Source organism: Rhodococcus sp. P-2 (genome assembly GCF_016598535.1).
Lineage (GTDB): Bacteria > Actinomycetota > Actinomycetes > Mycobacteriales > Mycobacteriaceae > Rhodococcus_F > Rhodococcus_F baikonurensis.
In genome coordinates this window covers 3,311,330-3,333,527 of sequence record NZ_CP066779.1, presented here as the reverse complement: position 1 = coordinate 3,333,527, position 22,198 = coordinate 3,311,330, and the positions used below count along the sequence as shown (strand labels likewise).

Genomic DNA, 22,198 nt, shown 5'->3' with positions numbered 1-22,198 from the left:
TGCGTACCACAGCCCGGGAGTTCTGGTGTGATTACAGTTCGGACCGGCGCACGAAGTCGCTCTGTGCGTGGGTGCCCCAAATTTCAGAGGACTGAGTCTCGGGCTCGCTGTCCAGCTTTCGAACGTCGTGAATGAATTCCACGCCGTTCAGTTCGTCAGACGGAACTGACAGAAGCTTGCACGTCGTGCTCACGAAGAATCGTTGTACATCTTCCAACTCGAGGCGCCCACCGGGCCGGTACCAGTGCGCGACCCCGGTGCACATCTCGAGTATCGCGAGTCGACTCAAGGCCAGATCTTCGATGTCGAAGGCTCCCACGCGTTGGCCGCGTTCGAGGATCTGTCCGAAAAGAAGCTCGTACTCGTCGCGCAGCGTCTGCAACTCGATTCTGTTGTCGCCGGTCAACCCGCGCATCTCGTACTCGGCGACGCGGGCAGTCAGTTGGTTGACGGCGGTAATGCCGACGTGTGAGGACACCAAGCCGGCGAGCTGGACTACGGGATCGGCGCTGCGACGCATTGCCCGCTCTCCCGACTGCGTCAGCTCGTCGAGGCACGACCGAATGATCGAAGCCAACAGTGATTCTTTGCTGCCGACGTAGTGATAGAGCGTTGCCGAGTTGATGCCGGCTTCTGCTCCGAGTTCACGAATGCCGGTGGCGGCGAACCCTTTCGTCGCGAACAGCGTGACTGCCGCCCGTTGAACGCGCCCCAGGTCCATGATCCTCATTTCGGTTGGTTGCCCAATCATGCTAGCATCGCCGCCGAAATCGACTGACCGTCAATCAGTTGATTGATAGCTGTTCATATACTGGCGAATTGCATCTTGAGTAATCAATCGATCGATTGAAAAAAGCTTGACTGTGCCCTGGGTCACTGCATAGTCTCCTTGTCGAGCCTCCCTCTCGGTGCGAGAGCTAACAGGGCACTCCATACAAGGAGCAATGACATGAACGACGCGAATCCTCCATCTCCCGCAACTGTCGACAGGCCTGCCCTGCGGCGTGTGGCGGGATCGGTTCTGGTCGGCACCACGATCGAGTGGTACGACTTTCAGATCTACGGCGCATCCGCCGCGCTGGTCTTTGCGCCACTGTTCTTTTCGGGTGCAGACCCCGCGCTCGCGACGATTCTCTCGTTCGCCACCTTCGCGGTCGGCTTCCTGGCGCGGCCGCTCGGGGGCGTTGTGATGGGCCACTTCGGTGACCGCATCGGACGCAAGAAGGTCCTGGTTCTTGCACTTCTCTTGATGGGAGCCGCGACGTTCCTGGTCGGCGTCCTTCCGACCTCCGCCCAGATCGGCGTGTGGGCACCGATTCTTCTCGTATTGCTGAGACTGATTCAAGGCTTCGGTGTCGGCGGTGAGTGGGGCGGTGCAGTTCTGACTGCTGTGGAATACGCACCCAAGAATCGCCGCGGCTTCTACGGCAGCATGCCGCAGGTCGGTGTGCCGGCCGGCCTTCTGCTGGCGACGGCCGTCATGTTCGGCACCAAGGCGCTCACCGGAGACCAATTCCTGGTGTGGGGGTGGAGAATTCCCTTCCTGCTGAGTATCGCGTTGGTTGCCGTGGGACTTTACATTCGCACCGCGTTGGAAGAGACACCCGCGTTCGCTCGCGTGAAGCAGCAGAACACCGCGGTCAAGATTCCGATGGTCGACGCGTTCAAGAACTATCCTCGCCAAATCATTCTTGCCGCAGGTTCGATGATCAGCACGGGCGCTTACTTCTACATACTCAACACCTACAGCCTGACATACGCCGATCAGTTCGATCTGCTGTCCGGAAACCTCATGCTCGGCGCCGTCATGGTGTCCGCGCTCGTTGCAGTCATCTTCATTCCGATCTTCGGCCAACTGTCCGAGAAATTCGGCCGACGCCGGATCCTGATGGTCGGCATCACCGGCATGGGAGTGTGGGTCTTCGTTGCATTCGCCGCGATAGATACCGGCAACTTCTGGATCACCACCGGCGCATTGGCAGTCGGCGCATTCATGCTCAGCATTTCGTACGGGCCGCAGGCGACGTTCATCGCCGAATTGTTCGACGCACGGGTGCGGTACAGCGCAGCGTCCATCGCTTTTCAGATCGGGGTGCTCTTGGGTGGTGCAATCGCGCCGATGGTTGCCGCCATGTTGGTTCGCGCAACCGGAGGATCGTTTGCGGTCGCTGTGTATATCGCTGCCCTGTCGGTTATTTCGCTGATCAGCGTCTACTTCGTCCGTGACACCGACCTCGACGAAGGAAGTCGGGACATGTACATCGATGACAACGGGGCGTATCTGCCGCCGGTCGATCAACGCTCAACGGTTGTCAACTAATAGAGGAAACTTCAATGATCACAAAGAGTTTCGAAGAGATCTCTGTCGGAGACATTGCGGTAACGGACCCGCGAGTCGTCACCGAAGACTATGTGCGAAGTTTCGCCGACCTCACCTGGGACCGCCATCCTCTTCACCTCGACCCCGACTACGCGCAGCAGACGCGCTTCGGTCGACAGATCGCCCACGGTGCTCTCATGTTGTCCACCTTGCTCGGCCTGGTGGAGTTGGATCCCCGGTATCTGCAGTGCTTCTATGGGCTCGACCAGGTCAGATTCCACAGGCCGACCTACCTCGGCGACTCGGTGCATGCGGTGTCGGAGGTGCTGTCGGTGCGCCCGCGCTCGGACGGTGAGACCGCGATCGTGACGTCGAAAGGTTCACTCGTCAACCAAGACGGAGACCTTGTCTTCTCCGGCGAATTCTCTTTCCTGGTGGGCGAGACCCATTCCCTCGACCTCGAAGTGGGTGTTCGGTGAGTTCTCGGCACCATATGCCATGGTGGCAGGACCTCGAAGCAGAACACTTCGAATGGACTGTGCCAGAGCAATTCAACATCGCGCACGCATGTGTCGATGTGCAGAATCCAGATGATCCAGCCTTGGTCGTAGACACCGCTGGACACTGGACTCGGTACACATTCGGTGAAGTTGCCACGAGAAGCCGAAAGTTCGCAACCGTGCTCGCGGACCTCGGCCTTGTCTCAGGGGACCGAGTCGGTGTGATGGTCCCACAGGGGATCGAGGTTCTCGCGACACATCTGGGCGCCTTCCGATCCGGAATGGTCACCGTTCCGCTTTCGGTCAAGTTCGGCGCGGATGCGCTAGTACATCGAATGCGTGACTCCGGTGCAAAGGTTCTTGTGATCGACAAGGACTGTTACGAACGAGTCGTCGACGGAATCAGCGACATCCCTGGCCTCGAAGCCGTAATCGTTGTCGGAGAGTTCGATCAGCAGTTTCATCCGACGCCCGTTCAACTCCTCGATTTCCACAGCCTCGTCGACAATGCCGCAGAAAGCGCGGAATTGGCAGCGACGGGCCCCGATTCACACGCCATCATCATCTACACCTCGGGAACGACCGGGAATCCGAAAGGAGCGCTCCACGGGCACCGAATCCTCTTGGCGCACATGCCCGGTGTGCGGACGGCGTTCGACAATGCTCCCCAGCGGGGAGACGTCTTCTGGACGCCGGCAGACTGGGCCTGGATCGGTGGTCTGTTCGACGTACTGTTCCCCGCACTTGCGTTGGGGTGTCCCGTGGTCGCGACGCCCGACAAATTCACGCCGGCGCGTGCGGTCGAGATACTGAGCCGTCACAAGGTGACGGGCGCCTTCATTCCGCCCACCGCGCTCAAGCAGATGCGAAGTATCGGCATCGACAAGACTGCTGCGCGTGGTATTCAGTTGCGGGCATTGGGAACTGGTGGCGAGGCGCTCGGTGACGCCCTGCAAGCCTGGGTGGCGAGCACGTTCGGCGTAGATGTCAACGAGTTCTACGGGCAGACAGAAATGAATCTGACCATCGGGACTTCACGTTCGAGGTGGAACCCGGCCAGCGGTTCGATGGGTCGGGCCTTTCCCGGCTTCGAGATCACCCTGCGGGATCCGTTCGGCGAGCCGGTCGAGGTGGGACAGGTAGGTGAAATCTGTGTGAAGGCAGGCAATCCCGGACAGTTCCTCGGCTATTGGAACCAACCGTCGAAGACCGATGAAAAGGTGTACGACGGTTGGATTCACACTGGCGATCTGGGTCGGACCGATGACGCCGGGAACTTCTGGTACCAGGGACGCGCAGATGACGTCATTTCGTCCGCCGGGTACCGAATCGGTCCCGGAGAGATCGAGGAGTGCCTGCTCTCGCACGACGAGGTAGCCATGGCCGGTGTCATCGGTGTGCCGGATCCGTTGCGAGGGGAAGCTGTTCATGCTTTTGTCGTTCTGTCCGAAGGAACGGAGTCTTCGGAAGAGCTTCGCCAAGAGTTGCAGACCCACGTGAAAAGTCGCCTTGCTTTCTATCAGTATCCCAGGCAGATCACGTTCATCGACAGCTTGCCGCTCACCACCACCGGCAAGATACTGCGACGGGAACTCCGAACATTGGCCACGCACGCCAACGGTCTCGGCTAGCGGACGCCTACATGTTAGGTAGGACCACGACGAAGAACCAACCGCTCAGGGCAAGACCGATGACGCCGGTGAAGAGGCCGACTATTGCATCCCAGGGCAGCTGGCGGGCATTCGAGAGCAGATGCCCGCCAGACTTCTTCGGGTGACGTCGGAGCGCGAAGATTCCTGTTGTAATCGCGCCCGCCCCGAGCAGGATGCCGAAACCGAAAGCCCAGAACAGGAGTACCGACAGCGCGCCGAGCATCTCCGACCGCTCACTCCAGCGTGCGATGCGCTGTGTTTCGGTGGGCGGAGGCCACTTGTGTGAAGGCGACAGAGCTGCTCCGAAACGGCGGGTGTGACGACGAATTGACTGGTCGCTGAGAAACATTGTCCACCACGCCTGGAGTTGAGTCGATGTGCCGCTGGTATCTACTCGTCTACCCCGTCTTCGCGGATATATGCCGCTGAATTCGGGGCTAGGTGGTCGTCGCTTCTTCCCAGGAATTTCCGTTCCACACAATGGCGACGGGGTACTCGTTGTTCACGCCGTCTTCCCAATAGTCGATGATGCCGTGTCGCTCTGATTCGAGTTCGATCCAGCCGATGCTGAATCCCCCGCGGAGGATGCGTTGGGCTCGTCGGTGGATCTCGTCCAGCGAACTGCAGAGCCCTCGAACTCGGGGCTCGATCCAGTCCGCGGAGGGATCGAGGATGGTGATCTCCAGGATGCTCGCGTCGCTCAGCGGAATCTCGATCAGAAGCTCGCCGGAATCCCGCACCTCTCGGGTCGACCGATTCTCATAGGCGTGCAACAGCTCTCGCGGTTCGAACAACGAAGGTTTGCCGCCGAACCGTCGAGACCAAGCGAAGCGCTGCACGGACATATTGTCACCCACGAATTGCAAGAATGTCATTCGATCTGAACGAGTCATTCGATGTGAACAAGCCCCTCGAGAGCGTCCAGTACCCGGTCGAGCCCGAACTCCCACGCCGCCTCGGGGCTGTACGGGGTGTTCTTCGCTTCTCCCGCCGCGCCGCCGACGCGCTGAGCCAACGGGAAGTCGTCGCCGAGGTAAGCGGCCAGGCGTTGGTTCCAGGAGGACCACACCTCGGCCATGTCGGCTGCGCGAGGGTCGGGGCGCCGTGCTTGCGCCGAGGATCGGGCGAAGTCGGCGACAAATGTCAGGGCGGAGTCCCGGTCGATGTCGGTCAGTCCCGTGCGGTCGAACGCGTGAAGTTCGTGGTCGTACTTCGCGATAGTTCCCGGACCCAACGCGGAGCGCTGATCGGTGATGTCGAGGAGCCACCAATGCTCCGCATAGAGGGCAAGTTCTTCCTCTGCGACCCGACGAACGCGTTGGCGCCACGTCAGGTTTCCGTACGGCAGACGTGGGCTGTTCGCGTGTACGGCATCGACCATGAGCACCAGCAGATCGTCGCGGGATCCGACGTGGGTGTAGAGCGCCATTCCCGAGATGCCGAGGTCGGTGGCCAGGCGACGCACGGTCACGGCGTCGAGGCCGTCGGTGTTCGCGACGGAGATGGCGACGTCGACCGCCTGTGAGGTGGTGACCTTCGCGCGCGGGCCACGGGCGCCACCCTTCGGTGCCAGGGGGTGATCGCGCCAGATTAGGTCGATCAGTTCGCGTGCCATCAGTCGTCTCCAGAAATCGGGAATACCTCAACGGTGGTATACCTTATACGGTGCATACTGTATGCACTGCACAAGGTTTATGATCATGGAGGCCACGATGAAAATCACCAGCACTGCTCTGTCCTTGAACGTCACCGACGCGGACGCCTCGGCCCACTTCGCGAAAACTCATTTCGGTTTCACCGAGGCCATGGCCGACGACGGCTTCGTTTCCCTGAATCATCCGGATGCTGGGGTCAACGTGGTCTTCCTGCGCACCGGGCTCGGGACGTTCAAGCCCGACTTCGTCGCAGGTCCGGCCGGCCAGGGCATGCTCATCGCATTCGTGGTCGATGACGTCGACGCGGAGTTCACCCGCATCGCCGCCGAAGGCGCCTCCGTCGTCACCGAGCCGGAGACCGAACCGTGGGGCGAGCGCTACTGCCAGTTCGTCGATCCCAACGGCATCATGTGGCAACTCGTTCAGTGGATGTGAGGAACCCGAGTGCTCGGCTCGGCGGCGCGCGGCACCGAACGTAACCAGAGGGCGCGTTCGACGGACTGGGCTTGGAAGCGCTGCGGTGAGATTCCGTGCGCAGTGCGAAACGCTCGGCTGAACGCGGGCAGGTGCGCGTAACCCAGGTTCCTCGACACCGTGCCGGGTGCAATCCCGAGTTGTAGTTGGGTGCGTGCCTGGGTCATCCGAGAAAGGGATCGCCATTGCGGATACGTGGTGCCGGTCTCGGTCCGGAACTCCCGGCGCAGCCTGGCCGCGTCGGTGCCGAACTCCTGGGCCCACTCCTCCAGAGTGCGAGGGTCGGCCGGCCGGGCGGCGATTGTCGCTGCCAGTCGCGTGGCAATCGAATCGGCATTGCCCTCGTTTGAAACCGATTGCGCGAGTGGCCCGGTGGCGATGATGTCGAACACCGCGGTGCTGTCGTGGCCACGCGGGCGCAAGGGTGTGTAGGCGGCGACGAATGTGTGCAGCAATGCCAGCTCGTCATCGGGGGAGAATTGGACGGTCTCGAGAGCGTCGGCAGATACGGTCGACCCGTTCGAGGCGCGGAAGCCGAGCGGGAGCAGCAGTGATCCGGACGGAACTGTGACTGTATTGCGCACGCCTGCAGGCAGAATCATGGCCTCGCCGGTGCGCAGTTCCCAGCTGCGGTGGGCGACATCCACCCGGGCTTGGCCTCGGTAGACCCACACTGCAACGTGGGCTCCGTTGACGCGCGGCCACGTCGCGTTGGCCGGTATCGGTGGCGCGGTCTCGCCGGGTTGTCTGGACTCTGCGAGCATGCGGACCAAGGCCTGGTCATCGTCGGTTCGCGCACTGCGATCGGACGGACCGGAGAGGGTCCGTCGGCGATAGTCGCTCGGGCTCTCTCCCATTTGGGCTCGGAACGCGCGGGTGAATCCGCTGCCCGTTTCGAACCCGACTTCGTTTGCTATCCAACTGATCTCGCGGTCTTGCTTCAGGTACTCCAACGAGGCGGCGATCCGCGCTCGAAGTCGCCAGCGGGTGAAGGTGAGGCCGGTCTCCTCCACGAAGTACCGCTGGAGCGTTCGAGTGCTGATCCCGGTGCGCTTCGCGAATTGTCCTTCGGTGTCGTCGGTGCCAGGTGTTCGCAAGAGGGCGTGCGCGATTTCGAACGCTTCCCGTGAGTGCGGCAATCGCGGCAGCGACGTGGACCCGTCGTCTGCCCGGGCGATCATCTCGAAGAGAGACGCCGGTTTTGCCGCGTCCCCGCGTAGATAGCCCAGATTGTGAACGAACTCGTGGATCAGTCGGTCTTCCCAGCCGGGAGGAACGCGCAGCCGTGTCACGGTGGCCGGTCCGTCGGTGACGCCGTCCGAGGGTGGGAGCAGGATGGGAAACGCGACGGAATCCGAGTCCGTCTCCATTGCGTATCGTGCGCCCGCGGGGATCCACAGCAACTCCCCTGCCGGCACCTCGTAGACGGTCGATCCGGTTCTGACGCGTCCGCTGCCTGCAAGAACCCAGAACAGAAGGGGTGAGCGACCCGTGCTGGGCTCGGTGCGGCCGGCACGGATCGGGCCCATGAAGATCTGGTCCGACCTTCCCGATAGTGGTAACACGTTGGCGCTCCTGGACAACCCTTGCTACTTAAGTATGGCTAACTTTACCTCCGGTCCGTCTGCGTTCGCAGCGGCGCACCTTCGTACCTTCAGAAAGCCACATACTCATGCGCAGATCTCTACGTCCGACGGCGGCAGTACTCGCCGCGGTCGTCGCCCTCGCTCTTGCCGGCTGCTCGAATTCGTCCGGTAGTGACACCGGAAACGCGGGCAACCAGACAACCTCCGGGTCCACCGAGGGATGGCCACGCACCGTTGAACACGGCGGCCGCAGTACCGAGATCACCGCAAAGCCGACTCGGATCGCCTCCACCTCGCCGTCGTTGACCGGCACACTGCTTGCGATCGGTGCTCCGGTGGTCGCGAGTGCGGCGACAACGCCGTCGGGAATGACCGACAGCCAGGGGTTCTTCTCCCAGTGGTCGGGCGTGGCAGCTGATCGTGGCGTCGAGGTGCTCTACCGAAATCTCGAGCTGGACCTCGACGCAATCGAGACCTTCGAGCCCGATCTGATCATCGGGTCCGCCAACGGCGGCGACTCGACGCTCGACGCCTACGCGCAGCTGAGCGACATCGCACCCACCGTACTTCTCGACTACGGCGCCAGTTCCTGGGAGGAGCTCGCAGATCAGCTCGGGACCGTCACCGGACTCGAGAGCGAGGCCGCTGAGACCGTCGACGAATACGACAGCTGGGTCACCACCCAAGCCGCGAAAATCACGCTTCCCGAGCAGCCGGTGACGGCACTGGTCTACATGGGTGCCGACGGTGTCTGGACGTTCCGAGCCGACAGCCCGCAGGGCAATCTGCTGGCCTCGCTCGGCTTCACCTATGCCGAGCCTGCCGAGCAGTTCGTCGCGCCGGACAAGCGGGGAGCCTCCGGCGTCGCGATCGTCAGCTCCGAGAACATGTCTGCCGCACTCGACGGTTCGCAGACGCTGTTCGCCGTCTCGATGGGACCCAAGGACGTGGAGAAGCAACTTGCCGCCGATCCGCTTCTAGCCAATCAACCTGCGGTCAAGGGTGATCGGGTCTACGCGATGGGTACGGCGGCTTTCCGTCTCGACTACTTCAGTGCAAAGCAGACAGTCGAGTCGCTGGTGTCCACGTTCGGTGGATGACCGCGTGGGTATTTCTGCATCGTCCCGGACCGCACCGCCCCGGACCGAAGCGCCGCTGAGGTCCGGGACGGCCGCGCGTGCGGGGTTGTTGGTCGTCGTCTCCATCGTCGTGATCGTGCTGGCATCCGTCGGAGGACTCGTCCTCGGCTCACGCAACATTCCCGTCTCCACGGTGCTCGACGCAGTTCTTTCCTACGACGCCGGTAACAACGAGCACTTGATCGTGATCGAATCACGTTTGCCTCGAACAATTCTCGGGCTGGTGGTCGGGTCCGCACTCGGACTGGCCGGTGCGCTGATGCAGTCGATCACCCGCAACCCTCTGGCCGATCCGGGGCTACTCGGTGTGAACGCCGGAGCGTCAGCGGCAGTCGTGATTGCGATTGCTTATCTGGGGGTGACTTCGGTCGGCGGTTATCTGTGGTTCGCGCTGGCCGGCGCGGCCGTAGCCTCGGTGGGGGTGTACATGTTGGGGTCTGCGCATCGCAGCGCCGCGACCCCAGCGCGCATGGCGCTTGCCGGTGCCGCTGTGGCAACGGCGATCACGGCGCTCACCAGCATGGTTCTCATCAGCAACGAGGCCGCATTCAATCAGTTCCGATTCTGGGCAGTGGGTTCGTTGCAGGGTCGCGGCGGAGACGTGATCGTCACCGTCCTTCCCTTCGTCATCGTCGGTATCGGGTTGTCGTTGTTGCTGATTCGTCCACTCAATGCGATCGCGCTCGGTGAGGACGTCGCGAAAGGTCTTGGCGCCCGCACCGGACCCGCTCGGGTCGGGTCCGCTGTCGCAGTCATCCTGCTGGCAGGGGCCGCCACCGCGGCGGCCGGACCGCTCGGATTCGTGGGGCTGGCCGCGCCGCACATCGTGCGGGGCGTCGTCGGACCGGATCTGCGGTTGCTACTGCCGTGTGTGCTCGTCGTCGCCCCGGCATTTCTGCTCTTGGCCGACGTTCTCGGTCGCGTTGCCACCGCGCCGGGAGATCTGCAGACGGGGATCGCGGTGGCAGTGCTCGGTGGTCCGCTATTTGTTGCGCTCGTTCGCTCGCGGCGAGTGGCGTCACTGTGAACATGATTGCCGCGCAGCCGGTCCCACCGCTGTTTCGAGGCTGGGTGGTTCGAATCGGCTCGTGGTCGTGGCGAATAGTTCCGCGAGTGCTGTTCGTAGCCATGACAATCAGTGCGGCACTTCTAGCCCTTTCCTTGGTCACGCTGATGTACGGAACCTTGGATCTGTCCTTGGGTGACGTGTGGCGCGCACTGCAGGGCGAAGGCACGCCAGCGGCGGTTCGGTCTGTCCAGAACCGCCGGCTGCCGCGGCTGATCACGGCGATCGGAGTGGGCGGAAGCCTTGGTGTGGCCGGCGCGGTTTTCCAGACGCTTTCGCGCAATGTACTCGGCTCGCCGGACATCATCGGTTTCACCACCGGCGCTGCGACTGCGGCGGTGGTTCAAATCGTGTTCTTCGGCGGCGGGGTCCTGCAGACCGCGAGTGCCGCTGTTCTCGGCGGCATGCTGACCGCATTGCTCGTGTACGCGCTCGCTCGCAAAGACGGAGTCAGCGGCGGTCTTCGACTTGTCCTGGTCGGCATCGGCGTGGGCGCGATGCTGAGTGCCGTGATGTCGTTCCTGGTGGTGCGCGCGGATATCGACGACGCCACCGTGGTGCAGCAGTGGACGGCAGGCTCGCTGACCGGGCGCGGTTGGCCACACGCGGTCAGCGTTGCGATCGCCGTCGGTGTTCTCGTTCCTGCTCTCGTCGTGGTGTCCAGGCGCGTCACCATGATGGAGATGGGCGACGACGCAGCGTCCTCACTCGGAATTTCCGTGGAGCGATACCGATTTGCCGGCATCGTGCTTGCGGTCGCACTCACCGGAGCAGCGACAGCAGCTACCGGCCCCATCGCTTTCGTTGCGCTCGCAGCTCCCCAGATCGCACGACGATTGGCACGGCGCAGCGGTGTTCTTGTCGCGACCTCCTTCCTGCTCGGCGCAGTTCTGCTGGCGGGTGCCGACTTGATCGCACAAGCGGTCGAGGTCGGTCTCCGCACTCCGGTCGGTCTTGTCACCAGTCTGCTCGGTGGTGCCTATCTGATCTGGCTGCTGGCCCGTCAGGCCTGAAAACTTTGCTACGAAAGAGATCAATGACTACAGCTACGCCAGTGCCGCGGCTCCACGCCGAGAAGATCGAACTCCGTTACGCCGATCGAACCATCGTGGACGAGTTGACTCTCGAAATCCCCGACGGCGGGTTCACCGTGGTCGTCGGACCGAACGGGTGCGGCAAGTCGACATTGTTGCGTGCGCTCGGCAGAATGCTCACACCTCGATCGGGTCGGGTTGCGCTCGACGGTAACGATATTCGGTCCTACCGAACCAAGGACGTCGCTCGCCGAATCGCTCTGTTGCCGCAGTCCCCGCTTTCGCCCGGCGCGATCAGTGTCGCAGACCTGGTCTCCCGCGGCCGTTATCCGTATCAGAGCATGCTGCGCCAATGGTCGCCCGAAGACGAGCGCGTCGTCTCCGAAGCGCTGACCGAGGTCGGAATGCGATATGCAGCAGATCAATTGGTGGACGAACTGAGTGGTGGACAACGTCAGCGGGTGTGGATAGCCATGACCCTCGCGCAGCGTACTCCGGTGCTGTTGCTCGACGAACCGACCACTTTTCTCGACATCGCCCACCAGATCGAAGTTCTCGACCTGTGTTCCCAACTTCATCAGTCCGGCCGAACATTGGTGGCAGTCCTCCACGACCTGAACCTCGCGGCCAGATATGCCACGCACGTAGTCGCGATGCGGTCCGGAAAAATAGTCATGCAGGGCAGTGCCTCGGAGGTTTTCACCCCCGAGTTGCTGCGCGAAGTGTTCGACCTCGAGGCTCTTGTTCTCGAAGATCCGGAAACCGGACGGCCACTTGTTGTTCCGCGAGACCGCAGACCTGTCAGTCAGCTACCCGTCCAAAACTGAAGCCATGATCAGGAGAAATCGATGACAACCTCACCTCGCCCCGAAGAAGCCCGAAACGAAGAAGCTTCGTCCTCTGCGTCGGTGAAAGCGCCACGCGGCGAAGACCACGACCGTGGCCTCAACGACGTGGTCGCTGTCGTGGAACGCGTCGAACGGCCGACCGAGAGCATCTCGCGCATCACCGTCCACTTGACTTCGTCGGCGGAAGACCCGAATTGGTTGCGTCCCAACGTCGCATTCCGCATCCAGCTCGGTCCGAAGTTCGGCGACGTCTCTCGCGTCTACACCGTGCGCACCTTCGACGCGTCGAGCGGTTCGATGACCTTCGACGTAGTGCTGCACGGCCACACCAGTCCGATGATGAAGTGGGCAGCCGACATTCGTGTGGGTGACTCGTTCTCGCTCACCGGTCCCCGCCCGCACTTCCTCGTTCCCGAGGTCGCTGGTCGCCGCGTCGCGCTGTTCGCCGACGACACCGCGATACCTGCCCTCTATTCGATCCTGCTTCAGTGGCCGGAAGGACTGACCGGCGTCGGTTGGGTAGCCACCGGTGACGCAGGGGCTTTCGCGGAACTGCCCGTGATTCCCGGCCTGAAGTTGCACCACGTGGAAGGGCGTCTCGCCGAGCACGCTCTCGAACTCGAGAACCCCGGAGACTACGCAGTGTGGGGAGCCGGGGAGCGCGATGAGATGCGTTCCATCCGAGCGCATTTCCGTAAGACCGTCGGCCTGGCGAAGGACGATGTAGTTGCCTTCGGGTACTGGAAGCGCGGAGTGAGCACCACCGAGATCGATCAGAACCGGCTTCGGAATTACACGAGCATCCTCGAAAATGGCGGCACACTTGCGGATATCGACGATCTGGCAATCGGGATCTGACGCGACTGCTGGATTCTTCAACCCGCGGCGTGTTCTTCCGGCACCAGGGAATTGCCCGGTGCGATGTTCGAGCAGTTGTTCGGCGAAGGATTCCCGTTGAAACGGTCTTTGAGCCAGGTGATGGCGCCGGGGAGCCAAAGCGCGCCACCCGGAACGTGACTGATGGTGTCGTACTGGTCGTACTGGATGGACAAACCTGAGTCGCAATAGCGAGTGGCGAGTGAGCGGACGTCCCCGGCGACCATGACTCCGTCGCCAGGGCCGACGCCCGGTCCACCTGGCTGGGTGCCCTCGAGGGCTCCGTTTGCGGCTTGAGCGATGAACATCGGGATGGTGGGTATCGGCGCGTTTCCCATGTTGATCTTGTTGGCGACGTCGACGTACTCGGGCACCGAGTTGGGGTTCGCATACTCTGGTTTGGCTAGGTCCTGCCAGGTCACTCCCGGGTACTGCAGGATGACGTTACCGATCGAGGCATCCTCGATGCGAGGTAGGAGTTCGCGTCCCCGATCGCCGAGATACGGATCGAAATCTATGTCGTAGGCACGGGCAAGTCCGACGACTGCCATCCCGACAACGCCTGCCCAACCGATGCTTCCGTTTGCGTACCGGAGGTTGTTTGCCGGGTTGACCAACAGTCCACCCTGGGCGGCGCCGATCAGGTCCTCGTTGATGTCCGGGGCGTAGTCCGGGGCGAGGATGGACGCCCAGTTGGTGGCGATTGCTCCGCCCGAGTATCCCATCAGGCCGATCTGCGCTGAGTCGGCAATACCTGTCTCGGGAGTATTCCGGGCGGCGCGAAGAGAGTCGAGAGTCATCATTCCGTATTCGGGTCCCGCAGCGAAGTCTGCGTTCGGCCCTTCGGTGTCGGGAATGACGACGGTGTAGCCCAGCGCCAGTAGGGGAGCGAACATGACCGCTTCGCCGGAAGCGAGAGTCCCGCCGAAGGCGACATTGCGTCCGCTGGTGGTCAGGCCGCCGATCAGGGTGTCCCCGGCGACAGCTCGTGACGGACCGTCTTCCGGGTTCAGTGAATCGTAAGCCGACTGGAACGAGACAACTTTGTCCGGCTGGGCATTGGGTGGTCGGAGAATCGATGTGACATTCGCAGACGGTCGGCCGAAGGCGTCGGTCGACCGGTACAACACCTGCACGGCCAGCAATGGGGCAGGAATGTTGACGACGTGGTAGGGCAAGGTTCTCGTTTTGAGAACGGCCCCAGGCGGATACGTCGACAGCGGTGCAGAACCGTCGTACTGGTAGAAAGAATCCGCCGACGGTTGCGCGGCGACAGTAGGTGCTGTGATGCCTGTGAGTGCAATGGCAGTCAGCGCCACCACTCCACGAAAAAGAATCCTTGATGTCACGATCGACCCTTCGATGTCGTGTTTTCCTCGACGCTTGACGAACTGGTGTGATGACGAACACACGCTATCTTACTTTTGAGTAATAAACGAGAGAGTTTGTCGTGCTTCTTTGAATCACATATGGATGCAATGGGATTGAGGTGGCCACCGATTCCTGGATGATTCAATCCAGGATGACATGTGTACGATACGGCTAGTAGCTATCGCGCCGAACTTCTGCCTTGGGTCGCCCATGGCCGTTCAGGGGCGTCTGGTACCGGGAAATGCTCTGTGCTGCAAGGCATTGAAGGATGAAGGGGTAGACATGGGTAAGCGCGCTCCCGATGGCGATGTGTCTCGCGGCCCGGGTGAGGCAGAGACGGGCTTGCTCACTCCTCCGAGCGGTACACGTAGTGAGGTGGCCCACGAGAAGGCCCTCCGGTCGGCGGAATCTCTTTTGAAGTCCGGTGGCATGAAGGCTGCGACCATCGATGCGATCTCCGAACAGTCGGGCGTCAGCAAGGTGACTCTGTATCGGCACTGGCCGTCGCGGCAGGCGATCGCTGCTGAAGCATTCGGTGTACTCATGGCTCGGCATCTGACGTTTCCCGAGACCGATAGTGCACAAGCTGATTTGAACGACTATCTGGGTGACATCGGAGAGTTCTACCGGGGTCCACTCGGTTCGATCTTTGCCGAACTTGTCGGTGCGTGTGCCAACGATCCGACGACGGCGGCATACTTCCGCACCTTCTTTCTCGACGAACGTCGTAGAGGCTTCGCCGAACTGATTCGGCGATGTGTGAATTCCGGCTACTTCCGCGAAGACATCGACACCGAGGAAGCGATCGATCTGTTCTTCGGGCCGTTGATCTACCGGATGTTGGTCGGGCACGCGAGTATCGACGACAACACAGTGCGCTCGATCATCGATCACGCAGTTCGTGGGCTCCGGAGTGGCGACCAAGAGGATTGACTGTTGAAATCCCTTGTGCTGGAGAGGGTGATCCGCCCTCTCCAGCGTTGCGACGTGTGTCAATTCGGTACCGTCAGCTGAGCATCTTCAGGACATTCTGGTACTCACCGTTCATCTCGGCATGACGAAGCGGCTTGGCGGCCTCGACCACGATCTCTGTGGCGTTGTTGTCAGCCTTCAACAGAGCAATGGTTTCTGCGACGTAATCATCAAGGGGTAGGGCAGATTCCGAGTTCTCCTGGCCCATCAGCGTGGTACGGACTCCTGGTGGGATGAGCTCGATGCACTGGATCGAGGTATCGGCAAGTTGTACGCGCATGCTCTCTGTGAAGAGATGAACAGCCGCCTTCGTCGCGTTGTACGTGGGCGTGATGGGTAGCGGGACGAAGCCGACAGCGGATGAGACAGTGACGATAGTGGCGCTGGGCGTCGTCAACAGATGCGGGATGAACCGGCCGACCAAGCGAATTGTCCCGAGGAGGTTCGTCGTAACCGTTCGCTCGGCGATGTCGAGGAAGTCCGGGTTCTTCAAGTCCTCCGGGTACATGATCCCTGACATTGTCACGAGAACATTCAGGTCGGGGAAGTCGTGTGTAACGGATTCGTATGCCTTCCGAATGGAATTCGGGTCGTCCACATCGATGACGACGGTGCTGATCTTAGGATTCTTGTCCGAGATCTCCTGCAGCAGAGCGGAACGCCGTCCGCCGACGATTACCTTGTTCTCCTCGTTCTGTAATGCCAGTGCGAGTTCGAGACCGATGCCGGACGTTCCGCCCGCAATGAAGATGGTATTTCCTGAGATGTTCAACTTTTGAATCCTTGCTTTGGGAGGGGAGTCGACGTGACCACCGTGATCGATTTGAGTTGGGTGTATTCGTTGAGAGTCTCGAGGCAGAACTCTCGCCCGAGCCCGCTTTCCTTGAATCCTCCGAAGGGAACGCCGCCGCCCAGGTTGAAGTACTGGTTGATCCAGACGCAGCCCGCGTCAAGACGATCCGCGGTTTCCATCGCGTTTTTCAGGTTGGAGGTATAGATCCCAGCAGCAAGACCGTACGGGGTGTCATTTGCTTCTGCGATCACATGCTCGTAGTCGTTCCATCTGAGGACGCACAGGACCGGTCCGAATATTTCGTCCTGTGCGATTCGCATCGAGTTGGTCACCTCGAGAATCGTCGGCGCGACGAAGTTTCCGGCTTCGAATCCCGGCACTTGTATCAGATTCCCGCCTGTAAGTAGCTGTGCGCCTTCGCCGATTCCGGATTCGATCATGGAGATCACGCGTTCGGCGTGTTCCTGGTGGATCAATCCGCTCAGTTCGGTGTCCTCGTTCAGTGGCGGCCCGACTCGCATTGAGCGGAATGATGCGACAAGTTTTTCCACGAAGGTGTCGTAGATATCCTCGTGGATGAAGAGACGTGTTCCGGCCAAGCAGGATTGGCCGTTGCACATGAGGACACCCGCGGTGGCATCGGCGACCACTGCGTCTACATCCTCGATATCAGGAAACACGATGCTGCGACTCTTGCCACCGAGTTCGAGCGTGGTCGAGATCAGCCGTGAGGCTGCGGCGTGTGCCACGAGTCGGCCGACTTCGGTGCTTCCCGTGAAAGCGAGTTTGCTGACTTTCGGGTGGTCTATCAGGGCTGCGCCGGCCTCCCCGCCAAGACCAGGGACAACATTGAAAACGCCTGCGGGAAACACGTCGGCGGCGATCCTCGCCAGCTCCATGATCGAAACACAGGCATTTTCATCAGGCTTGAGTACCACGGTGTTTCCCGCAGCCAGAGCAGGTGCAATCTTGAACGCCGTCATCACCACGGGATCGTTCCAGGGAATGATCTGTCCGCAGACGCCCAACGGCACTCGCTTCGCGACCAGGTATCCCGATGCCAACTCGCGGCCGAAGCCATGGTGGGCCAACGAGATTGACGCGAAGTATCGCAGGTGCGAGATGGCGGCTCGATAGTCCTCTCGCATCTCCCTGATATGTCGCCCGGTATCCCTGCACTCGAGTTGGGCAAGTTCTTCGGCTCGATCCTCCACGAGCATGGCAAACTGCAAGATTTGTGCGGATCGTTCTTCTGTGGTCAGGTTCGCCCACGCCGGAAATGCCCGCCTGGCGGCTTCGACCGCATCATCGATCTCCGTGGGCCCGCACCGAGACAGTGTGGCGAGTAGAGCGCCGGAAGCGGCGTCACGCGCCTCGAATGTGGATGTGCCCATGGCTTGGAACGCTCCATTGATGAACGCACCGTATTCACGAACTGCTTGACCCTCCATGGGACCTCCTAGGTCGGTCAATCATTGACTTCAAAAGTGTACTGTACGTTTCGTACACTTGTCGATGATTGTTAGTACCGCAGCTGAAAAGGGTTGGAAGAAAGGCCAGCTAGAGCAGTGTTCTGCTCGTGTTCTCAGGACCTGGCGGCAAGAACGCCGGCCGCCTGCTTCATTGCTTGTGAGACATACCCGGTACCGATTTTGACGCCGCCGAGCCAGTCGGTGAGTCGGGCCGCCTCGGCCTCCAGAGAGCGCCGCGCAGACGCTGATACGGGTTCGATGAGGCGCAGGTGGACGGCCCCGGCTTCGTCCTGGATCCAGCAGCCCACGACGCGGCCGTCGACCCATGCGCTGGTACCGGCGTTGCCGCGGGTGTCGAAGAGTTGGTTGCGGTGCGGTCCGAGATAGAAGTCGCGGCCCTTCCAGCCCATGATCGTCGGGTCGAGCACGGGCAGGAGCGTCACCCAAGGGCCGGGATCCGCTACCTCCGCGACGTCGTTCGGCAGCAACCAGCCTGTGCCACCGCCGTCGAGTGTGACTGCAACGGCATCGAGTTCGGCGAGGGCAGCCCGGACGACCGTCTTCGTCGAGCCCAACCACCAGACGATGTCGTCTTCCGTCCCCGGCCCGAAGGTGTAGAGCCAGCGTCGGACTATTTCTCGGTATCCCTCAGCGGGTTTGACGTCAACGGATTCGAGAGCGACGGGGGCGTCGTCGAGCCAGTGCGCAGTGAGCGTCCACAGTGGGCGCGAGGTGGGGAAGCGTCCGGTGTTGGTGCCGCGCATGATATCTGCGGTGGCCCCGAGGTGAGTGAGAACCCTGGGTGCCGACCAGATTTCACCTGCCGAACCCTCGACCTTCACATCGATCATCGGCACCGCCTGACGGACGTCGACTGCTGAAAGCCCTTCAGGTGCATCGGCGAGCAGTGACAGTACCTCGGAGCGTGCGCGATCGAGCCAGTCGTTGCCGTCGACGGCGAGTCCGGCTTTGACTACGTCCTTGGACATTCGAGCACGCTCGGTGTTGGCGACCCGGGCGGACGCACTCGACCACGCGGCCGGCAGCAAGTCTCGGGGAAAAGTGAAGAGTGTGCGGCGCATTGCCAATTGCTTCACGAGGCTTCGCTGCTCGTACAGGGCGCGGTCGACGTCGGCGGCGTCCAACGACCGAACCCTCGCCCAGCAGGACAGGTAGACCGTCGCCGACTCGGTGGCGTGAAGCACTGTCATGGCCTTGGTCGCAGCTTCGGGAGAATCGACGAGGAATGCGGGAGCCAGCGCATGACGTATGCCCATGCGTGCACGGCGTTCGTCGTCGGAGACATGGCGCATCAGGACATCGTGCCACAGTCCAGGTGGGACGTATCGGCTAGTTGCGCGAGGGTTCGGTTGCGCCAGTAGTCGTCGTGTCGGAGATGGGTGATTGCACCGGGTGTGGTCGCGAAGGTTGCAAACCCTGTGGCTTCGACGGGGATCTGCAACCAGGCGGAGATGACGAATGTGTGTGCAAAGCCGTGTGTTACGACGATGTGATCGTGGTCGAGGTCGGTCATCAATTCGTGAACGCATTCGCCGACCCTCGACGCGATTTCGCGGCGGGTCTCGGCACCGGCAACGGGGCCACGATGATCGAGGCGGTTGTCGTCGGGAGCCGGGACCTGCCGCTGGGCCAGCCAGGAGTTCGGTCGCCCTTCCGCTTCTCCGAAGCTGATTTCGCGCAATCGAGAATCTGTTGTCGCCGGAGCTTCGAGTGTCCGGGCGATGATTGCGGATGTCTCAGAGCATCGTTCGAGGTCGGACGAGGTGATGCGGATCGGGCGCGAAGTTCCTGTGCGTCGACGCTTCATCTCTTCGGCGATCATTTCTGCATCACGCCGGCCGGCAGGCGTGAGAACCGAATTGTGCCAACCTCCGACCACATCCTGCGCGGTGTGTTCGGCCTGAGGATGAGTGACGACGTAAAGATCCTGCACGAGTCCCCTTTGCTTACACCTTTTCCGGCAACAGTATTCCAGGATTGAGGATTCCACGTGGATCCCAGGACGATTTGATCAACTGCATTGCGGCGATATCGGCCTCAGTGCGCCCCAGCGATATCCACGGCGACTTCGCGCGACCAATCCCGTGCTCGGCGCTGATGCTTCCATGGTGGGCGGCGACGAGTCGGAACACCGTATCGGTCAGTTCGTGGGCGACCCTCGGCTCGGCATCCAGAAGGTTCACATGAATGTTTCCGTCGGCGAAGTGCCCGAACAGGATTGGTCGAACGAGGGGGAAACGATCGGCCAACGTCTCTCGGAGGCTTTCGATGAACATTCCCATCACGGACAGGGGGACGGAGATGTCGAGTTTGACCACCGGCGTCGTCGACGAAGCGCTGATGCTTTCGGTGTGGCTTTCCCGCAGGGTCCACAGCTTCCGCGCCGGACCAGGCTCTACAGTCGCGTCCTCGATGAGATCGGCAGAGTCGGAGAGAACCTCCAGGAGCGACTCTTCCGTCTCGCGCGGCGACGAAACCTCGATCAGTGTGTACATCGGTGAAGGGGCGCCGAACGGGCGACGTGCATCGGTGTGTGCACAAACGAGGGAGATGCCGTCGTCAGTCATGATCTCGGCGGCTTCGACGGTCAATCCGCTCTGACGCACGCGATTACACAAATGAAGCGCTTGATCGACGTCGCGCACACCGGCGAGCACAACCTGGGTGTCGGTCGCGGGGGTGACCAGCTTCATCAAGACCTTGGTGATGACGGCAAGAGTTCCCTCGCTGCCGGCGAGTAGCCCTGGAATGTCGTAGCCGACGTTGTCTTTGACGAGTGGCGTCCACCTGCTCAGGACGGAACCGTCGGCGAGTACTGCCTCGATGCCGAGGATCTGCGCCCGTGTATTTCCGTATCGGACCATGCGTGTTCCACCGGCATTGGTCGCGACGATGCCGCCGAGTGTCGCCGATTCCTTTGATGCCAAGTCGATTCCGAATCGAAGTCCGTGTGCAGAGGCAGCAAGGTCGGCGCGGGCAACGGTCACGCCGGCGCCGGCTGCGATTGTCCGGCCGATGGGATCGACGGATTCGATCGTCTCTAGACGTCTGGTGCTCAGCACCACGGACCCAGCCGAGGCGATTCCGCCCCCGACCAGTCCGGTGTTTCCGCCTTGAGGTGTGACGGGAACCCCCGCGTCGAAACAGGCTCGAAGCACCGCAGACACTTCGGAAGTGTTGCCCGGTCGAATGACCGCGATCGCGTCGCCGATCCAACGTCCCGTCCAGTCGCGTGTGTAGCCCTCGATCAGTTCGGGATCGGTGAGGACGTGCGCTTGGCCGACGATCTCCGCGAGGGCATCGAGAAGCCTCGCATCTGTTGCAGGTTCGCGTGGTTCCGTGAGTGTTCGGGGGTTCATGTGCAACCTTGTGATCGATCGGGTGACAATTCTTCGGAAGACAAGCGGTGGAACTTCCGTGAACTCGATCCTCCGACCTCAGGTGATGCCGTGTCCAAGACCAAGTAGTGACACGACCATCTGTTCTTCTTATAATCGCCGTATGAACCTGCAGCGCGCCCGTTATCTGATCGCTCTGTCGGATCACGGCAGCTTCACTCGCGCCGCAGCGAACGTCCACGTAGCGCAGTCGGCGCTCAGTCAGCAGATCAAGGTGCTCGAGCGCGAACTCGGGGTGCCGTTGGTGGATCGTCGTGGTCCACAGTTCACCTTCACCGACGCCGGCCGGGTAGCGGTACGAGAGGCGCGCTTTTTGCTCGGGTGTGCGGACCGGGCGGTCGAACGAATTCGGTTGGCCGCGCGCGGTGTGGATGGGGAACTGCGCATCGCGTACACCCGCTCGTGGGCAGGCGGCGCAGTCGCGGATCTGGTCAGCACCTATCGAAAGCTGTACCCGGGCGTGGAGGTCGTCGTCCATCGTGGCACTTCAGCGCAGACAGTTGATCTCGTCCGAAGCGGAGCGGTAGACATCGCGGTTGTGCGCCCGCCACTCGATGACGGCGATCGCGAACTTCCTCTGATCGTCCTCGATTCGGAACCGATACTGGTTGCGGTTCCTGTAGACCATCCATTCGGGGGCCGAGCGACACTCGAACTCGGAGATCTGGTGGACATCCCCGTTGTGTTCTGGCCCGAGGAGAATGCACCCGGGATGTATTCGCGTACGCTCGAACAACTTTGGCCGAACAGCACTCCGGATATCATTCGCTTCGAAGCTGACGACGAGCAGGTCCTCCACGCCGTCTCTGACGGGGTGGGTATTGCGCCGATCCCCCAGGGCAGGGCGCGGATGCTCCGGATCCCAGGTATACATCTATGTGAGATCGCCGGTGAGCAACCAACTCTCGACGTTGCAGTGACCTACCGCCCGGATAATCCGAATCCGGCGCTTGCGCCGTTTGTGGCGCTCGCTGAACGCGAAAGATCGTCAACGACTGCGTAGCGCATGAGATGCGGGGTG

General features: G+C 61.5%; 22 protein-coding genes. 11 read left to right on the top strand and 11 right to left on the bottom strand.

Annotation, left to right across the window (positions count from 1 at the left end):
• Nucleotides 1–31 precede the first annotated feature (31 nt).
• The gene (locus I7X09_RS15870) at nt 32–730 is read right to left on the bottom strand and encodes a TetR/AcrR family transcriptional regulator (RefSeq protein WP_234036587.1); all 699 of its coding nucleotides are present in this window, start codon (nt 728–730) and stop codon (nt 32–34) included.
• Between the two features lie 219 nt (nt 731–949).
• Between I7X09_RS15870 and I7X09_RS15865 the strand changes: the two genes are divergently transcribed.
• From I7X09_RS15865 to I7X09_RS15855, 3 genes are all read left to right on the top strand, one after another.
• A complete protein-coding gene (locus I7X09_RS15865; protein WP_042448184.1) occupies nt 950–2,320 on the top strand; it encodes an MFS transporter in 1,371 nt (456 codons plus the stop codon).
• A 14-nt stretch (nt 2,321–2,334) separates the two neighbouring features.
• Nucleotides 2,335–2,799 (top strand): MaoC family dehydratase, encoded by a 465-nt coding sequence (locus tag I7X09_RS15860; protein WP_200312966.1) that lies wholly within the window; start codon nt 2,335–2,337, stop codon nt 2,797–2,799.
• Between the two features lie 122 nt (nt 2,800–2,921).
• Nucleotides 2,922–4,451, top strand: a complete 1,530-nt coding sequence (locus tag I7X09_RS15855) for an AMP-binding protein (protein ID WP_234036586.1) — start codon at nt 2,922–2,924, stop codon at nt 4,449–4,451.
• Between the two features lie 7 nt (nt 4,452–4,458).
• Here the strand turns inward: I7X09_RS15855 and I7X09_RS15850 are convergent, their stop codons facing one another.
• The 3 genes from I7X09_RS15850 to I7X09_RS15840 form a co-directional block, all read right to left on the bottom strand.
• Nucleotides 4,459–4,821 carry a hypothetical protein gene (locus I7X09_RS15850; RefSeq protein ID WP_234036585.1) on the bottom strand — a complete coding sequence of 121 codons (363 nt, stop codon included), beginning with the start codon at nt 4,819–4,821 and terminating at the stop codon, nt 4,459–4,461.
• 88 nt (nt 4,822–4,909) lie between these two features.
• On the bottom strand, nt 4,910–5,329 hold the full coding sequence (locus I7X09_RS15845; protein ID WP_234036584.1) for a hypothetical protein: 420 nt from the start codon (nt 5,327–5,329) through the stop codon (nt 4,910–4,912).
• A gap of 32 nt (nt 5,330–5,361) precedes the next feature.
• Nucleotides 5,362–6,087 carry a TetR/AcrR family transcriptional regulator gene (locus I7X09_RS15840; RefSeq protein ID WP_200312964.1) on the bottom strand — a complete coding sequence of 242 codons (726 nt, stop codon included), beginning with the start codon at nt 6,085–6,087 and terminating at the stop codon, nt 5,362–5,364.
• Nucleotides 6,088–6,184: 97 nt separating this feature from the next.
• Here I7X09_RS15840 and I7X09_RS15835 point away from each other — a divergent pair, with 97 nt between their 5' ends.
• Nucleotides 6,185–6,562 carry a VOC family protein gene (locus I7X09_RS15835; protein WP_200312963.1) on the top strand — a complete coding sequence of 126 codons (378 nt, stop codon included), beginning with the start codon at nt 6,185–6,187 and terminating at the stop codon, nt 6,560–6,562.
• Here the strand turns inward: I7X09_RS15835 and I7X09_RS15830 are convergent.
• A complete protein-coding gene (locus I7X09_RS15830; RefSeq protein WP_200312962.1) occupies nt 6,550–8,166 on the bottom strand; it encodes an AraC family transcriptional regulator in 1,617 nt (538 codons plus the stop codon). The two genes, I7X09_RS15835 and I7X09_RS15830, sit on opposite strands and share 13 nt — an antisense overlap.
• Nucleotides 8,167–8,273: 107 nt before the next feature.
• On the opposite strand from I7X09_RS15830, the gene fepB reads away from it, so the two are divergent.
• From fepB to I7X09_RS15805, 5 genes are read left to right on the top strand one after another with little or no spacing between them, the layout of a single operon-like run.
• The gene (fepB, locus tag I7X09_RS15825; RefSeq protein ID WP_200312961.1) at nt 8,274–9,287 is read left to right on the top strand and encodes a Fe2+-enterobactin ABC transporter substrate-binding protein; all 1,014 of its coding nucleotides are present in this window, start codon (nt 8,274–8,276) and stop codon (nt 9,285–9,287) included.
• A gap of 4 nt (nt 9,288–9,291) precedes the next feature.
• Nucleotides 9,292–10,353, top strand: a complete 1,062-nt coding sequence (locus I7X09_RS15820; RefSeq protein ID WP_234036583.1) for a FecCD family ABC transporter permease — start codon at nt 9,292–9,294, stop codon at nt 10,351–10,353.
• A 2-nt stretch (nt 10,354–10,355) separates the two neighbouring features.
• Nucleotides 10,356–11,405, top strand: a complete 1,050-nt coding sequence (locus I7X09_RS15815) for a FecCD family ABC transporter permease (RefSeq protein ID WP_234036957.1) — start codon at nt 10,356–10,358, stop codon at nt 11,403–11,405.
• 23 nt (nt 11,406–11,428) lie between these two features.
• Nucleotides 11,429–12,253 carry an ABC transporter ATP-binding protein gene (locus I7X09_RS15810; protein ID WP_200312958.1) on the top strand — a complete coding sequence of 275 codons (825 nt, stop codon included), beginning with the start codon at nt 11,429–11,431 and terminating at the stop codon, nt 12,251–12,253.
• A 21-nt stretch (nt 12,254–12,274) separates the two neighbouring features.
• Entirely contained in the window at nt 12,275–13,132 is an 858-nt protein-coding gene (locus I7X09_RS15805; RefSeq protein WP_200312957.1) for a siderophore-interacting protein, read from the top strand.
• A gap of 17 nt (nt 13,133–13,149) precedes the next feature.
• Here the strand turns inward: I7X09_RS15805 and I7X09_RS15800 are convergent, their stop codons facing one another.
• A complete protein-coding gene (locus I7X09_RS15800; protein WP_200312956.1) occupies nt 13,150–14,499 on the bottom strand; it encodes a lipase family protein in 1,350 nt (449 codons plus the stop codon).
• A 304-nt stretch (nt 14,500–14,803) separates the two neighbouring features.
• On the opposite strand from I7X09_RS15800, the gene I7X09_RS15795 reads away from it, so the two are divergent.
• The gene (locus tag I7X09_RS15795; protein WP_166809942.1) at nt 14,804–15,454 is read left to right on the top strand and encodes a TetR/AcrR family transcriptional regulator; all 651 of its coding nucleotides are present in this window, start codon (nt 14,804–14,806) and stop codon (nt 15,452–15,454) included.
• Nucleotides 15,455–15,527: 73 nt separating this feature from the next.
• On the opposite strand, the gene I7X09_RS15790 is transcribed toward I7X09_RS15795, so the two are convergent.
• The 5 genes from I7X09_RS15790 to I7X09_RS15770 all read right to left on the bottom strand — a co-directional run bounded on the left by I7X09_RS15790 (nt 15,528) and on the right by I7X09_RS15770 (nt 21,138).
• Complete coding sequence (locus I7X09_RS15790; RefSeq protein ID WP_200312955.1) at nt 15,528–16,265, bottom strand: SDR family oxidoreductase; 738 nt, start codon at nt 16,263–16,265, stop codon at nt 15,528–15,530.
• On the bottom strand, nt 16,262–17,737 hold the full coding sequence (locus I7X09_RS15785; protein WP_200312954.1) for an aldehyde dehydrogenase family protein: 1,476 nt from the start codon (nt 17,735–17,737) through the stop codon (nt 16,262–16,264). The genes I7X09_RS15790 and I7X09_RS15785 overlap by 4 nt, the downstream gene beginning before the upstream one ends.
• A 134-nt stretch (nt 17,738–17,871) precedes the next feature.
• Nucleotides 17,872–19,071 carry a winged helix DNA-binding domain-containing protein gene (locus I7X09_RS15780; RefSeq protein ID WP_200312953.1) on the bottom strand — a complete coding sequence of 400 codons (1,200 nt, stop codon included), beginning with the start codon at nt 19,069–19,071 and terminating at the stop codon, nt 17,872–17,874.
• Nucleotides 19,071–19,712: a histidine phosphatase family protein gene (locus I7X09_RS15775; protein WP_200312952.1), complete on the bottom strand. Its 642-nt coding sequence runs from the start codon at nt 19,710–19,712 to the stop codon at nt 19,071–19,073. Before I7X09_RS15775 ends, I7X09_RS15780 begins: the two co-directional genes overlap by 1 nt.
• Nucleotides 19,713–19,725: 13 nt before the next feature.
• Nucleotides 19,726–21,138 carry an FAD-binding oxidoreductase gene (locus I7X09_RS15770; protein ID WP_200312951.1) on the bottom strand — a complete coding sequence of 471 codons (1,413 nt, stop codon included), beginning with the start codon at nt 21,136–21,138 and terminating at the stop codon, nt 19,726–19,728.
• A 142-nt stretch (nt 21,139–21,280) separates the two neighbouring features.
• Between I7X09_RS15770 and I7X09_RS15765 the strand changes: the two genes are divergently transcribed.
• Nucleotides 21,281–22,180 carry a LysR family transcriptional regulator gene (locus I7X09_RS15765; RefSeq protein WP_200312950.1) on the top strand — a complete coding sequence of 300 codons (900 nt, stop codon included), beginning with the start codon at nt 21,281–21,283 and terminating at the stop codon, nt 22,178–22,180.
• The last annotated feature ends 18 nt before the right edge of the window (nt 22,181–22,198 follow it).